This is a genomic window from Campylobacter sp. 2018MI10 (assembly GCF_018501175.1).
In the GTDB taxonomy this organism is placed as follows: Bacteria; Campylobacterota; Campylobacteria; order Campylobacterales; family Campylobacteraceae; genus Campylobacter_E.
This window is the reverse complement of record NZ_JAHCZD010000104.1, coordinates 1-423: the sequence shown is the minus strand read 5'-3', so window position 1 is coordinate 423 and position 423 is coordinate 1. Positions and strand designations below refer to the sequence as shown.

The window sequence follows — 423 nt, the reverse complement described above, 5'->3', positions numbered from 1 at the left end:
TCCATCACGGTGTGAGAAAGTAGCGGAAGATAAAATCTTTTGTCCATTTAGAGGTTGCGCTACTGAGATCAAAAACGATGCAGCATTATTCGAGATTTTTAGAGCAAAGCATTGTTTTGGAGTGATGAACCGCTATCCTTATTCTGCAGGGCATTTTATGGTGATTCCTTATATACATGAAGAGCATATAGAAAATTTAAGTGATGAAGCTTGGCAAGAGATAAGTCAATTTGTGCGTCTAGGGGTAAGAATTTTAAAAAGTGAACTCCATGCAGGTGGGGTAAATATCGGTATGAATTTGAGTAAAGATGCGGGTGCTGGGATAGCTCCTCATTGTCATTATCACCTAGTGCCGCGTTGGGCAGGGGATACTAATTTTATCACCACTATAGGAGAGACTAGGGTTTGTGGTACCAATATAGA

At 40.2% G+C, this 423-nt stretch carries 1 protein-coding gene; it reads left to right on the top strand.

Going from position 1 to position 423, the window contains the following annotated elements:
* Window positions 1–34 precede the first annotated feature (34 nt).
* Window positions 35–423, top strand: a 389-nt coding sequence (locus KJR01_RS09870) for an HIT family protein (protein WP_214119071.1), incomplete at its 3' end; no start/stop codon positions are given.